Annotated in this window: 13 protein-coding genes and 1 tRNA gene; 10 read left to right on the top strand and 4 right to left on the bottom strand. The window is 62.3% G+C overall.

Going from position 1 to position 13,303, the window contains the following annotated elements:
- Nucleotides 1-41 precede the first annotated feature (41 nt).
- The 9 genes from plsY to NKG99_RS26055 all read left to right on the top strand — a co-directional run bounded on the left by plsY (nt 42) and on the right by NKG99_RS26055 (nt 8,433).
- Nucleotides 42-629 (top strand): glycerol-3-phosphate 1-O-acyltransferase PlsY, encoded by a 588-nt coding sequence (gene plsY / locus NKG99_RS26095; protein ID WP_352871799.1) that lies wholly within the window; start codon nt 42-44, stop codon nt 627-629.
- A 17-nt stretch (nt 630-646) separates the two neighbouring features.
- Entirely contained in the window at nt 647-1,786 is a 1,140-nt protein-coding gene (gene dprA / locus NKG99_RS26090; RefSeq protein WP_352871838.1) for a DNA-processing protein DprA, read from the top strand.
- A 216-nt stretch (nt 1,787-2,002) separates the two neighbouring features.
- Nucleotides 2,003-2,887, top strand: coding sequence for a dihydrodipicolinate synthase family protein (locus NKG99_RS26085; protein ID WP_352871797.1), 885 nt, complete (start codon nt 2,003-2,005; stop codon nt 2,885-2,887).
- A 22-nt stretch (nt 2,888-2,909) separates the two neighbouring features.
- Entirely contained in the window at nt 2,910-3,569 is a 660-nt protein-coding gene (locus NKG99_RS26080; RefSeq protein WP_352871795.1) for a GntR family transcriptional regulator, read from the top strand.
- A gap of 62 nt (nt 3,570-3,631) precedes the next feature.
- A complete protein-coding gene (locus NKG99_RS26075) occupies nt 3,632-4,969 on the top strand; it encodes an ABC transporter substrate-binding protein (protein ID WP_352871793.1) in 1,338 nt (445 codons plus the stop codon).
- Nucleotides 4,969-5,907, top strand: a complete 939-nt coding sequence (locus NKG99_RS26070) for a carbohydrate ABC transporter permease (RefSeq protein ID WP_352871791.1) — start codon at nt 4,969-4,971, stop codon at nt 5,905-5,907. Before NKG99_RS26075 ends, NKG99_RS26070 begins: the two co-directional genes overlap by 1 nt.
- Nucleotides 5,908-6,729 (top strand): carbohydrate ABC transporter permease, encoded by an 822-nt coding sequence (locus NKG99_RS26065; RefSeq protein ID WP_352871789.1) that lies wholly within the window; start codon nt 5,908-5,910, stop codon nt 6,727-6,729.
- A 37-nt stretch (nt 6,730-6,766) separates the two neighbouring features.
- Nucleotides 6,767-7,828 (top strand): ABC transporter ATP-binding protein, encoded by a 1,062-nt coding sequence (locus tag NKG99_RS26060; protein WP_352871787.1) that lies wholly within the window; start codon nt 6,767-6,769, stop codon nt 7,826-7,828.
- A gap of 134 nt (nt 7,829-7,962) precedes the next feature.
- The gene (locus NKG99_RS26055; RefSeq protein WP_352871785.1) at nt 7,963-8,433 is read left to right on the top strand and encodes a nucleoside deaminase; all 471 of its coding nucleotides are present in this window, start codon (nt 7,963-7,965) and stop codon (nt 8,431-8,433) included.
- A 123-nt stretch (nt 8,434-8,556) separates the two neighbouring features.
- On the opposite strand, the gene NKG99_RS26050 is transcribed toward NKG99_RS26055, so the two are convergent.
- Nucleotides 8,557-8,632, bottom strand: a tRNA-Lys gene (locus tag NKG99_RS26050).
- Nucleotides 8,633-8,889: 257 nt separating this feature from the next.
- Here NKG99_RS26050 and NKG99_RS26045 point away from each other — a divergent pair.
- The gene (locus tag NKG99_RS26045) at nt 8,890-9,357 is read left to right on the top strand and encodes a BA14K family protein (protein ID WP_352871783.1); all 468 of its coding nucleotides are present in this window, start codon (nt 8,890-8,892) and stop codon (nt 9,355-9,357) included.
- A gap of 94 nt (nt 9,358-9,451) precedes the next feature.
- Here the strand turns inward: NKG99_RS26045 and NKG99_RS26040 are convergent, their stop codons facing one another.
- From NKG99_RS26040 to NKG99_RS26030, 3 genes are all read right to left on the bottom strand, one after another.
- Nucleotides 9,452-9,928 (bottom strand): DUF6882 domain-containing protein, encoded by a 477-nt coding sequence (locus tag NKG99_RS26040; protein WP_352871781.1) that lies wholly within the window; start codon nt 9,926-9,928, stop codon nt 9,452-9,454.
- Nucleotides 9,929-9,962: 34 nt separating this feature from the next.
- A complete protein-coding gene (gene glpK, locus NKG99_RS26035; protein ID WP_352871779.1) occupies nt 9,963-11,456 on the bottom strand; it encodes a glycerol kinase GlpK in 1,494 nt (497 codons plus the stop codon).
- Nucleotides 11,457-11,548: 92 nt separating this feature from the next.
- Nucleotides 11,549-13,276 (bottom strand): ABC transporter substrate-binding protein, encoded by a 1,728-nt coding sequence (locus NKG99_RS26030; RefSeq protein WP_352627831.1) that lies wholly within the window; start codon nt 13,274-13,276, stop codon nt 11,549-11,551.
- Nucleotides 13,277-13,303 lie beyond the last annotated feature (27 nt).

Here is a 13,303-nt window from a genome sequence, read left to right as displayed (position 1 = left end):
GCGCCTGATCCAGACAAACTGGAGGAAATGCGGGGGAAACAATGACTTACAGCCTGATCTTGGCGTTGGTTTTCGGCTATTTGCTTGGTTCGATTCCTTTCGGACTGCTGCTTACCCGCGCGGCCGGCCTCGGCGATGTGCGCAAGATCGGCTCGGGCAACATCGGCGCCACCAATGTTCTGCGCACCGGCAACAAGGGCCTTGCCGCCGCAACGCTGCTGCTCGATGCGCTGAAGGGCACGGCCGCCGTGCTGATATCGGGCCATTTTTCGCCTGAACTGGCGATCTGGGCAGGCCTTGGCGCCTTTCTCGGCCATCTCTTCCCGGTATGGCTGGGCTTCAAGGGCGGCAAGGGCGTCGCCACCTATCTCGGCGTGCTGATCGGCCTTGCCTGGCAGGTGGCGCTGATCTTCGCCGTCGTCTGGCTGATGATGGCATTCCTGTTCCGTTATTCCTCGCTGGCGGCGTTGACGGCGGCGGTCATCGTGCCGATCGCCCTCTATCTCTTGAGCACCCCGCCGATTGCCGGGCTGTTCGTTGTGATGAGCATCATCGTTTTCATCAAGCACCGCGAAAACATTTCACGCCTGCTTGCAGGCACCGAGGGCAAGATCGGAGCCAAGGAGTGAGCGATCGCGCCACCGCGGTGAGCGAGCCGGCTGCCGGGCCGCGCCTCAGCGACCGGCAGCGGCTGAGCTGGCTGCGGCTGATCCGCACCCAGAATGTAGGCCCCGCCTCTTTTCGCGACCTGATCAACCGCTTCGGTTCGGCCGAAGTGGCGCTCGAAATACTGCCGGAGCTTATGATTTCAGGCGGCGCCCGCCGGATCGCCCGCATCCCTACCATTGCCGAAGCCGAGGCCGAATTGGAGACGGCCCGTAAAGCGGGCGCGCGCTTTGTCGGTATCGGTGAAACAGACTATCCGCCGCTTTTGCGCAACATGGACCATCCGCCGCCGCTGCTGGCGGTCAAGGGCAATGCCGCCGTGTTCCGGCTGCCGGGGGTCGCCATCGTGGGCGCTCGCAACGCATCGCTGGCCGGCATCAAGATGGCGCGCATGCTGGCGGCGGAACTCGGCCGCGACGGTTACGCAATCGTCTCCGGCCTGGCGCGTGGCATCGACACGGCGGCGCATCAGGGCAGTCTTGCGACCGGCACGATCGGCGTGCTGGCCGGAGGCCTCGACCTGCCCTACCCGCCCGAAAATGCCGGCCTGTGCGACGAGATTATCGAGCGCGGCGCCGTCATATCGGAAATGCCGTTCGGCTGGCAGCCGCGCGCCCAGGATTTCCCGCGCCGCAACCGCCTTGTCGCGGGCGCGGCCCTTGGACTGGTGGTTGTCGAGGCGGCGCAACGTTCGGGATCATTGATCAGCGCCAGGCTCGCCGGCGAAATGGGCCGGCTGGTTTTCGCCGTACCCGGCTCCCCGCTCGATCCACGTGCCGCCGGCACCAATGGCCTGCTCAAGGACGGCGCCACGCTGGTCACCGAGGCATCGGACATTTCCAGGGCGATCGCCCCGCTGACCGGCATGCGGGCGCCCGACGTGCCGCCGTTCGAAGAGCCGCCCGACTTCTCGGTCACACCGCCGCCCGGCGAAAGCGACCGCGCGCGCGTCATCGAGGCGCTCGGCCCGGCGCCCGTGCCGATCGACGAGATCATCCGCCACACCGGCCTGCATCCGGCCCAGGTGTTCATGGTGCTGCTGGAGCTCGACCTCGCCGGCCGGCTCGAACGCCACGCCGGCGGACATGTCTCGCTGGTGTTCGGGGATTCTTCAGCCTGACCTGAGAACACCTGATCTGAGATATATGAACTGAGAATGGGTGACGTCTTGCTCCGGAGCGACGTTGCTCGCATTCTGGAAGCGACGGATGTCGATGTCGCGGAAAGAGAACTCGCTGTGTTCTGCGATAGATTTTAAAAAATGCATCACCACGATTTACAACTGACATGTTAGCGAGATATCACTGCCGGCGAACTTCCTTTCGGAGACTTCCCGGTGACCTCACGCTTTGGCCTTTCAGCCGCTCTCGCCACGCCGTTTGATGCCTCCGGGCAGATCGCCATCGCGCCGATGATCGCCCAGGCCAGGCGTTGCCTGGCCGAGGGCTGCGGCAGCGTCACGCTTTTCGGCACCACCGGCGAAGGCGCATCGGTGGGCGCCTCGGAGCGGCGGTCGGTGACCGAAGCCATGCTGGCTGCCGGCATCCTGCCGCATCAGCTTGTTGCCGGCGTGCTGGTCGATGCGGCCGAAGACGCCGCCGAACAGGCACTGCATGCCTTGCAGCGCGGCGCCCGCAACATTTTGCTTGCGCCGCCGAGCTACTTCAAGAATGTCGGCGAGGATGGTCTTTTCGGCTGGTTTTCCACTGTTTTTACCACGCTTGGTCCCCTCGCCCGTGACGTACTTGTCTACAACATCCCGTCGGTCACGATGGTGCAGCTCTCGCTTGGCCTGATCGGCCGGTTGCGCACCGCTTTTCCGGATGTCGTTGCCGGGGTCAAGGATTCCGGTGGGGACTGGAGCTACAGCGAGGCCCTGCTCGGCGCCCATGGCGATCTGGTGATACTGATCGGCGACGAGCGGCATTTGGCGCGAGCGGTGCGAATTGGTGCTCAAGGCGCCATTTCCGGCATGGCCAATTTCGTCACCGGCGAGATCCGCGCCATGGCCGAGGACGGGCGCGATGATACCCGCGTAGAACGTTTTGTGCTCGAATTGCTCAAATACCCGGTCACGCCGGCGGTGAAGGTCATGGTGGCGCGCAAGACCGGCGACGATCGCTGGCTGGCGGTCCGCCCACCGCTGGAGCCGATCGCTTCGCAGGGGCGCCAACAGCTTGCCGCTGCCTATGACAGTCTGTTTGCCAAGGAATCAGCCTGACCGGCAAAGGAAACGCGCTGAAATGGAAGACGGCAGCGAACCGACCACCCTTAGGGAAAAAGCCTATGCCAGCTTCACGCGGCATTTGCTGGCCCGCGATCTGCTGCCGGGTCAGTTCGTGTCGCAGCGCGAACTGGTTGCCTTCACCGGCCTGCCACTCGGCGCCATTCGCGAAATCGTGCCGCGTCTCGAGGCCGAAGGGCTTTTGATGACGATCCCGCAGCGCGGCATGCAGATCGCCCATATCGACATCAGCCTGATCCGCGAGGCTTTTCAGTTCCGTCTGTTCATGGAGCGCGAAGCGGTGGCGCTGTTCACCGCCAGCGCCTCCGATGAGGAACTTGCCCGCCTGCGGCGCGAACATGAGGAGATGCTGGCGCAAGCCCTTTCGCAGGCGCCGACGCCGGAAATGGAAGCCAAGGCCCAAAGCATCGACTGGGCGATGCACGACACTTTCATCGACGCGCTGGGCAACGAGATCATCGCCAAGGCCTACCTGGTCAATTCGGTGAAGATCCGGCTGATCCATCAGGAGCGCTTTCGCATCGACGGGCGCGTCGTGCCGGTCATGCGCGAGCACCTCGCGGTCATCGAAGCCCTGGAGAGCCGCGATCCGCAGAAGGCGGTCGAGGCGATCAGCCTGCACATCGACAAGGCGCGCCGGCTGGCGCTGCAAATCTGAGGAAGCATGAGCCGCGCCGCGGTCGCGGCGCAATCGACAACGACAGCAACCGGGAGGAAGAAATGTCGTCCAATCTGTTCAACCCAACCAGGAGGCAACTCCTTCAAGGAACCGCGGCACTTGCCGCCGCCGGCATTGCTGGCGTCCGCCCGGGCTTTGCCGCCGGCGTCGACTGGAAGCGCTTTGCCGGCACGACGCTCGACGTCAATCTGGTCAAAAGCCCGCGCAGCGACACCCTCATAAAATATCTCGCCGAGTTCGAGGAATTGACCGGCATCAAGGTCAATGCCGAGGCGACGCCTGAGCAGCAGCAGCGCCAGAAGACGGTGATCGAGCTGAGCTCCGGCAAGCCGAGCTTCGACGTCGTGCATCTGAGCTACCATGTGCAGAAGCGGCAGTTCGAAAAGGGCGGCTGGCTGGCCGACATATCAGGCTATCTCACCGACCCCGCCCTGACCGACCCCGGGCTGGTCGAAAGCGATTTCGCCGATGCCGGCATGCTGTTCGCCAAGGACGGCCAGGGCGTGCTGCGCTCGCTGCCCTTCTCGGTCGACTACTGGATCGTCTACTGGAACAAGGAGCTGTTCGAGGCCAAGGGCCTCAAATATCCTGAAACCTTCGAGCAACTGGTGGCCGCCGCCGAGGCGCTGACCGACCCGTCGACCAACACCTATGGTTTCGTCGCCCGCGGCATCAAGAACGCCAACACGCCGGTGTGGACGTCACTGATGCTCGGCTACGACATGACGCCACTCGATGGTCAGGGGAAGCTGCGCACGACGTCGCCCGAGGCGATCGAGGCCGCCGGCCTCTACCAGAGGCTGATGACCAAGTCGGCGCCTCCAGGCGTCACCGGCTTCAATTGGGCCGAAGCGCAGTCCGCCTTCCTGCAAGGCAAGATCGGCATGTGGTTCGACGGTGTGGGCTTTGCCCCGCCAATGGAAAATCCGGAAAAATCGCGGGTGGTCGGCAAGGTCGGCTATGGCGTCATGCCCAAGGGCCCCAAGGCTCACGCCTCGGGCACCTTCGGCGACGGCATCGGCGTGACGGCCGTCAGCGAGAAGAAGGAGGCCGCCTATCTGTTCTGCCAGTGGGCAGTGTCGCCGGTCATGGGCGCGCGCCGGCGGCAGGCAGGCGCCGGCGTCCCGTTCCGCAAATCGGTGCTTGAAGATGCGAAAGTGCGCGAAGGCGTCACCATGCCGGCGAGCTGGCTCGACGCGGTGGTCGGCTCCGGCAATGTCAGCCGCCTGTCGCTGCCGGTCATCATCCCGGTCACCGAGTTCCGCGACATCTATGGCGTGGCGCTGACCAATTTGATCGCCGGCGCCGATCCGGCGGAGGAGCTGAAGAAGGCCACCGAACAATTCCAGCCGGTCCTTGACAGGAGCGAGCAAGGCTGATGTCCGCCACCACCCCAGAACGCACCGGGGTGACGACGCAAGCCATCGAAGGGGGCCAGACGATCCGGCTGGCTCCCAACTACTGGCCTTTCGTCGTTCCGGCGCTCGTCGTCGTCGGCGCAGTGATCGTCTTTCCCTGGGCTTTCACGCTGTGGATGAGCGTCAACCGCTGGACGCTCGGCCAGTCGCGAAGCTTTGCCGGGATGGAGAATTATCTACGGCTGGCGGTCGACCAACGCTTCTGGGAATCGCTGCTCCATACCTTGAGCTACACCTTCCTTTCGGTTGCCGCGCCGATGCTGCTTGGCACCATCGCCGCCCTGATCTTCGACGCCAGGTTTCCGCTGCGCGGCCTGTTGCGTGGCGTTTTCGTGATGCCGATGATGGCAACGCCCGTCGCCGTGGCGCTGGTCTGGACGATGATGTTTCATCCCCAGCTCGGCGTCCTCAACTACCTTCTGTCGCTGGTCGGCATCCCGGCGCAGGAATGGATCTTCAACGTCAACGCGGTCATCCCGTCGCTGGTCGCGGTCGAGACCTGGCAGTGGACGCCGCTGGTGATGCTGATCGTGCTGGGCGGCCTGGCGTCCGTGCCGCGCGAGCCGTTCGAGAGCGCCGAGATCGATGGCGCCAATGCCTGGCAGCAGTTCCGCTACCTCACTCTGCCGATGATCGCGCCGTTCCTGATGATCGCGGTGATCATCCGCACCATCGATGCGCTGAAGAGTTTCGACATCATCTACGCCATGACCCAGGGTGGACCGGGCACGGCTTCGGAGACCATCAACATCTATCTCTACAACACCGCCTTCTCCTATTACGACATCGGCTATGGCTCGGCCATGGCCGTGGTCTTCTTCATCGTCATCGTCGCCCTGTCCTTCATCCTCTTGATGTTGCGCCAGCGCTCCCAATGGATCGGCGTGGAGGGCAAATAGATGAGTTCACGGCTGCTCAACCAGATCGGGCTGTTTTTCGCGGCCCTGGTCTTCGTCTCGCCGGCGATCCTGTTCTTCCTCTGGATGATCTCGCTGTCGCTGAAATTCGAGATCGACAACGGCGCCTACCCGCCGATCCTGATCCCCGAACATCTCGCCTGGTCGAACTATGCAAAAGTGTTCGAGGAGAACAACTTCCTGCTTTATCTCTGGAATTCCGTTCTGGTGACCGGCACGGCGACGCTGCTGGCACTGCTGATCGGCGTGCCGGCCGGATATGGCATCGCACGGCTCAAGGCCGAGCGATCGGCGGTCGTCATCATGATCGCCCGCATGACGCCGGGGCTCTCCTATCTCATCCCGCTGTTTCTGTTGTTCCAATGGGTCGGCATTCTCGGCACGCTATGGCCGCAGATCATCATCCATCTGGTGGTGACCGTGCCGATCGTGGTCTGGGTGATGATCGGCTATTTCGAGACCACGCCGATGGAGCTGGAGGAAGCGGCCAACATCGACGGCGCCAGCTCCTGGCAGGTGTTCCGGCTGGTCGCTTTGCCCATCGCCAGGCCGGGCATCGTGGTTGCCTTCATCCTGTCCGTCATCTTCTCATGGAACAATTTCGTCTTCGGCGTGGTGCTCGCCAGCCGCGAAACGCGCACGCTGCCGGTCGCCGTCTACAACATGCTTTCCTACGAGCAGGTGAGCTGGGGTCCGCTCGCCGCCGCGGCACTTGTGGTGACGTTGCCGGTGCTGGTTCTGACCATGTTCGCACAAAGGCAGATCGTCGCGGGACTGACCGCCGGCGCCGTCAAGGGCGGCTGAATGCCGCCCGACATCAAACTTTTTTCGAGGAAACCCAATGGCTTCGGTAACAATCAACAACGTCCAGAAAGCTTTCGGAACGGCCAAGATCATTCACGACGTCAGCGTCGACATCGCCGATGGCGAATTCGTCATCCTGGTCGGCCCGTCAGGCTGCGGAAAGTCGACGCTGCTGCGCATGATCGCCGGACTTGAAACGATCTCGGGCGGCAGGATCGCCATTGGCGACCGCACCGTCAACAATCTGCGGGCGCGCGACCGCAACATCGCCATGGTGTTCCAGAACTACGCGCTCTATCCGCATATGACGGTGGCCGACAATATGGGCTTTGCCCTGAAGATCAAGAAAGCCGATCCGGCCGACACCGCCAGCCGCGTCGGCAGGGCCGCCAGCATTCTTGGCTTGGACAAGCTGCTCGACCGCTACCCGCGTCAGCTTTCCGGCGGCCAGCGCCAACGCGTAGCCATGGGCCGCGCGATCGTGCGCGACCCGCAAGTCTTCCTGTTCGACGAGCCGCTCTCCAATCTCGACGCCAAATTGCGCGTCCAGATGCGCGGCGAGATCAAGGCACTGCACCAGCGGCTGGGCACCACCACCATCTATGTCACGCATGACCAGATCGAGGCCATGACCATGGCCGACAAGATCGTCGTGCTGCACGACGGGCTTGTCGAGCAGATCGGCGCGCCGCTCGATCTCTATGACCGTCCGGCCAATCTCTTCGTTGCCGGCTTCATCGGCTCGCCCGCCATGAACTTCATTGCCGGCCGTATCGAGGAAGGCATTTTCCGCAGCACCGGCGGGCTGACCCTGCCGCTGCCTGAAGACATCAACCTGGCAAAAATTCCCGAGGGTGAACTCATCTACGGCATCCGTCCCGAACATATCCGAGCAACGACTTCCCAGGGTATTGCCGGCACCATCGTGCTCCTGGAAGCCACGGGTTCGGAAATCTTCGCACGGGTCGACTGCGCCGGCGAAGAAATCTCCTGCCTTTTCCGGGAACGGCTTGCGCTGAAACAGGGCGAGCAGATGCGGATCGAGATCGACCGCGCCTGTGCTCATCTGTTCGACGCCAAGACCGGCCGGCGGCTGTAGCGCCAAGGGTCTGATATCCCGACGCAAAGGTCTCAAGCGTCGGGTTAGCTCTTGCCAGTCGCGTCGCTTGGCAGCAATCTCGGCTCAAAGAGCCGCTCATCGGGTGGTGGATGCCGGTGCGACAGGATTTTGCCATGACCCGCGATCAGATGCTCGCCCACCTCCGCGCCGCCGGTGAAGTCGCGCGCGAGGCGGCGGCGCATGGGCACCATCCCTTCGGCGCCGTCCTGGTCGGGCCCGACGACCGCATCCTCATGCGCCAGGGCAATCTCGACACGGTGCGTCACGCCGAGACCGAGCTCGCCCGGCGCGCCGCGGCGGCCTACGAGCCGGAGTTCCTATGGCAATGCACGCTGGTCTCGACCTTTGAGCCGTGCGCGATGTGCGCTGGCACGATATATTGGGCGAATATCGGGCGGCTGGTCTACGGGTGCGATGAGACCAAGATCCTTGTGCTGACCGGGGATCACCCTGAGAACCCGACGATGAGCCTCTCCTCGCGCACCGTGTTCGGCTCCGGCCAGAAAAAGATCGAGGTCTTTGGCCCCTTCCCCGAAATCGAGGATGAGTTGCACGAGCCGCATCGCGATTTCTGGAAGCGCTGACGCTTCGTGCCAGTCGGCAACCCCGGTCAATGGCAACAGCCGTCGGCTCGATCGGAGCCGTAATGCTGCTACCGTGCGCTTGGGAAAGATCTCCCCCCTGGCTATGGTGGATTTCCTTGAGTTTGGTGAGCGCGATGGGATTCGAACCCATGACCTACTGATTAAAAGTCAGTTGCTCTACCGGCTGAGCTACGCGCTCCCGCGGGCTCAAAAGCCGCCCTCGAAATTGCGCGGAACATAGGGAGAGTGCTTCGACCGGTCAACCGGAAAAAGAGGGTTCGTATACATGGTGGCTTCGCCCCATCGCGGCACTTGCTCGCCACGGCGACGCTGAGAGAGCAGCCAAGGAACTCAGCCATTTTTTGCCCGCCGCGGCATTCAGTCCGGGGAACAATTGCATATGCCACTCGTTTTCTCAGCACAGGGACGTCCGCTAAACCCTTGAGGAGAAGAGCAATGAACAGAATCACAGCGGGTATGCTGGCAGCCACGCTCTCGGCCACATTCGTCGCGGCGGAGACGGTGCCCGTTAACGCCCAACCGAACTATGTGCCGCAATCCCAGGTCGCGGTGCCGGATGTGCAGACAGTCCAGTACCAGGAGTGGCGCAAGAACCGCTACAATCGCAGTTTTTCGCGTGACCGCAATTTTTCCCGCGATCGCGGCGCGTATTGGAACGGCCATCGCGGCTATCGCGAATATCGCCCCGGCTACCGCCGTCACGGCGATTACTGGTTCCCGCTGGCTGCCTTCGCGACGGGGGCGCTGATCACCGGAGCCATTATCAACAATGAGAAGAATCGTGTCTATGAAGGCAACGCGCATGTGCAGTGGTGCTACGACCACTATCGCAGCTACCGCGCTTCGGACAACACGTTCCAGCCGAATTACGGCCCCCGCAAGGAGTGCCGTTCGCCCTATTGATCCAAGGGTGAGAGGAAATAGCTGATAGTGTCGCGTTGAAAGGTCCGCACCAGCAATGGCGCGGACCTTTTTCATTCAATGTATCGATGTAGCGTCAGCCCGCCCAGCTGATGCTCTTGACGATGTAGTAACGCGCATCGCCTTCCGCGCTCGGTGACCGATATGCTCCAAGGGCATCGCAAATTCGAACCGCTACTGCGCTCAGTTCCCACCCAAGCACTTCCAGGTCATCATCCGCGTCCGTAGCGTAAGTCTGGGTCAGTTCGTCGATGCTGTTCGTCTCGCCGAAGGATCGAACCCGCTTTGCATCGATCATGACATTGTCGGGCCAATTTGAATTTGCCCAAGCCCAGAGCCAACTCTGTGACTTAGCGCTCGTGGAACCGGCAATCTGGACCTCTGCGGTCAATTTGACGTCCCCGTCCTTGGAAAACAGAAGTCTTCTGGTCGCTATGTCATAGTCGTAGCGAGACCAGTGGCCGATGCGGAAGTCTTTCTCCAAGCGGTCATTCTTGACCGTCAGCTGTTCGATAGCCTCATCGCGCCACGCAGGATACCAGTCTGGCTTCATCCCCTCGCCCCATCACTCACCACCTCATGGCTGTTTATTGCACGCTCAGCGTTCTGCGAACAGCATCGCGCCAGCCAGCTAGCTTAGATGCGCGAATGCCGGCATCCATGTCGGGCTGGAATCTTCGTTCGAGTGCCCAGCTTTTCGCGAACTTCTTGGCATCCGGCCACACACCTGCCTTCGAGCCGGCCAGCCACGCGGCACCCAACGCCGTCGTCTCCAAAATGGTCGGGCGGTCGACCGGTGCATCGAGGATGTCGGCGAGGCGCTGCATGGTCCAGTCGGACGCCACCATGCCGCCGTCGACCCGAAGCACGGTCTTGGCCGAAGCGCCCTTCCAGTCCTTGCGCATGGCGTCGAGCAGGTCGCGCGTCTGGTAGGCCACGGCTTCCAGCGCGGCGCGAGCGAACTCCGCCGGACCGGAATTGCGCGTCAGGCCGAAAATGGCGCCGCGTGCCTCGGCGTCCCAGTGCGGTGCGCCCAGTCCGACGAAGGCGGGCACCAGATAGACGTTTTGCGTCGCATCAGCCTCGGCCGCCAATTTGCCGCTCTGCTCGGCCTTGCCGATCACCTTGATGCCATCGCGCAGCCACTGCACGGCAGCACCGGCAATGAAGATCGAGCCTTCCAGCGCATAGGTCGTCGTTCCGTTCAGCCGGTAGGCAATGGTGGTCAAAAGCCGGTTCTTCGAGCGCACCAGGTCACTGCCGGTGTTGAGCAGCGCAAAACAGCCGGTGCCATAGGTGGACTTCATCATGCCCGGCTCGAAACAGGCCTGGCCGATTGTCGCGGCATGCTGGTCGCCGGCCACGCCGAGGATTTTTATCTCGGCGCCGAAGAGATTTTTCTCCGTGATTCCATAATCATCGGCGCAGTCCTTTACCTCGGGAAGCATTTTTGCCGGGATGTTGAGAATGGCCAGCAGCTCCTCGTCCCAGGCATTCTCAGCGATGTTGTAGAGCAGCGTGCGCGAGGCGTTGGTGGCGTCGGTGGCATGAACCTTGCCCCCGGTCAGCCGCCAGATCAAAAAGCTGTCGATGGTGCCGGCCAGCAATTCGCCTTTCTCTGCGCGCTTTCTCGCGCCCTTCACTTTGTCGAGCATCCAGGCGATCTTGGTGCCGGAAAAATAGGGATCGAGCAGCAGGCCGGTCTTGCGGGTGAATTTCTTCTCCAGTCCCTGCTTCTTGAGTTTCTGGCACAGCGGCGCGGTGCGCCGGTCTTGCCAGACGATGGCGTTGTGGATCGGCTTGCCGGTCGCCCTGTCCCAGATGACGACGGTCTCGCGCTGGTTGGTGATGCCGATTGCTGCCACTTCGGAAGCATTTCGGCCGGCCTTCTTCAGTGCCGTCTTCACTGTAGACACGACACTCGCCCAGATATCCTCGGGATCGTGCTCGACCCAGCCGGAGGCCGGATAATGCTGGGTGAATTCCTTCTGCCCGCTGCCCGCGACCTTCAACTCGCCGTCGAACAGGATCGCCCTGGTCGATGTCGTCCCCTGGTCGATTGCCAGCACAAAACCGCTCATTCCAGCGCCCTCCGCCTCGATGCAAAGAGGGGAGACGGCAACGAGCCGCCTCCCCCAATTTCACGGGCGCGCGAACGCCCGCATAGACAATGCTACTTCTGCCAGCTCTTCACCAGTTCGTCGTAGTTGATGGTGATCGGCTTTTCCTTCTCGTTCTCGATCTTCAGCTGAGGAGCGAGATTGCCCTTCTTGACCGCGTCGGCGTTCCAGTAGGCGAGGTCATGCTCTTCGGCCATCTTCGGGCCGATATCGCCCTGGACGCCCGACTTCTCGATACGGCTCATCACCTTTTCCTGCTCGCCGCAGAGCGAGTCCATCGCCTCCTGCGCCGTCTTGGCACCCGACGATGCATCGCCGATCGCTTGCCACCAGAGCTGTGCCAGCTTCGGATAGTCAGGCACGTTGGTGCCGGTCGGCGACCACTGGACGCGAGCCGGCGAACGGTAGAACTCAATCAGACCGCCGAGCTTGGGCGCACGTTCGGTAAAGCTCTTGTCGTGGATCGTGCTCTCGCGGATGAAGGTCAAGCCGACATGGCTCTTCTTCACGTCGACGGTCTTCGAGGTGACGAACTGCGCGTAAAGCCAGGCGGCCTTGGCGCGGTCGGTTGGGGTCGACTTCATCAGCGTCCAGGAACCCACGTCCTGATAGCCGAGCTTCATGCCGTCCTTCCAGTAGACGCCGTGCGGCGACGGTGCCATGCGCCACTTCGGCGTGCCATCGTCGTTCAGCACTGCCTTTGCGCCGGCATCGACCATCGAGGCGGTGAAGGCAGTGTACCAGAAGATCTGCTGCGCGACCGCGCCCTGAGCCGGCACCGGGCCGGATTCGGAGAAGGTCATGCCTTGTGCTTCGGCTGGAGCATAAGCCTTCAGCCAGTCGAGATACTTCTGGATCGAATAGACGGCGGCCGGGCCATTGGTGTCGCCGCCGCGCGCCGTGCAGGAGCCGACCGGTCGCGAGTTCTCGTCGACCTTGATGCCCCACTCGTCGACTGGCAAGCCGTTCGGCAAACCCTTGTCGCCATTGCCGGCCATGGACAGCCAGGCGTCGGTGAACCGCCAGCCGAGCGACGGATCCTTCTTGCCGTAGTCCATGTGGCCATAGACCTTCTTGCCGTCGATCTCACGGCCGGTGAAGAACTCGGCGATATCCTCATAGGCCGACCAGTTGACCGGAACGCCGAGGTCGTAGCCGTACTTGGCCTTGAAGTCGGCCTTGTTCTTCTCGTCGTTGAACCAGTCGTAACGGAACCAGTAGAGGTTGGCGAACTGCTGGTCGGGCAACTGGTAGAGCTTCTTGTCGGGCGCCGTCGTGAACGAGGTGCCGATGAAGTCCTTCAGGTCGAGGTTCGGATTGGTGACATCCTTGCCGTCGCCCGCCATCCAGTCGGTCAGGTTGCGCACCTGCTGGTAACGCCAGTGGGTGCCGATCAGGTCGGAATCGTTGACCCAGCCGTCATAAAGGTTCTGGCCGGTCTGCATCTGGGTCTGGATCTTCTCGACGACGTCGCCTTCCTGGATGACGTCATGCGTGATCTTGATGCCGGTGATGGCGGTAAAGGCCGGCGCCAGCACCTGCGATTCATACTGGTGCGTGGCGATGGTTTCCGAAACGACCTTGATGTCCATGCCGGCGAAAGGCTTCGCGGCATCGATGAACCATTGCATTTCGGCTTCCTGGCCGGCGCGGTCGAGCGTCGAAAGCGGTCCGATTTCCTTGTCCAGGAATGCCTTTGCCTCGTCCATTCCGGCATAGGCGTTGCCAACCCCGAGCAATAGGACAAGCGCAGTCGTTGATGTTAAAAATTGCCGTCGCATTAGTTTCCTCCACTGTTTTAAGGTTTC

The organism is Mesorhizobium sp. M1409 (assembly GCF_040317535.1).
Classification (GTDB): Bacteria; Pseudomonadota; Alphaproteobacteria; order Rhizobiales; family Rhizobiaceae; genus Mesorhizobium.
This window is presented reverse-complemented; position numbering and strand designations above follow the sequence as displayed.